Source organism: Rahnella woolbedingensis, assembly GCF_003602095.1.
Taxonomy (GTDB): Bacteria; Pseudomonadota; Gammaproteobacteria; order Enterobacterales; family Enterobacteriaceae; genus Rahnella; species Rahnella woolbedingensis.
The window spans coordinates 1-422 of record NZ_RAHH01000105.1; the positions used below are offsets into that span (position 1 = coordinate 1).

Consider the following 422-nt stretch of genomic DNA (forward strand, 5'->3'; position numbering starts at 1 on the left):
TAAACACCGTCCTGAGGATCGATAAAATCACGAGGCAGAGCCTGCTGCTCAAGCCATACCGTTTTGCTCACACCGCCCAACGGGTTGATTTCTTCGACAAGATTGCCGCAGAGGTCGTAAACGTACTGATGCATAGCACCGTCGGGGGCGACCGTTTTAGTGAGCTGCTGATTCTCATCCCACTCATAGCACCAGACGCTACCTGCCTCGTCGATGTAACGTTCCACCAGATAGTCTGCGTTCCAGTGATGCTCGCGCCGCAGGCCGTCAGATTCGTAAACATGGGTGATCCGCTGGTCCAGATCGTAAGTCATCCCGGTGCGCCTGCCGGCACCTGTCGAGTGAAAAATAACCCGCCAGTCGTCTGCGAAATGTTGCCAGCCATAATCACTGCGCAAACCAGAAGGAAGTAAGTGCCATGC

The 422-nt window shown here is 54.5% G+C and carries 1 protein-coding gene; it reads right to left on the minus strand.

Annotation, left to right across the window (positions count from 1 at the left end; translation table 11 throughout):
• Window positions 1-314, minus strand: a 314-nt coding sequence (locus D6C13_RS25410) for an RHS repeat domain-containing protein (RefSeq protein WP_147408214.1), incomplete at its 3' end; no start/stop codon positions are given.
• Between the last annotated feature and the right edge of the window lie 108 nt (window positions 315-422).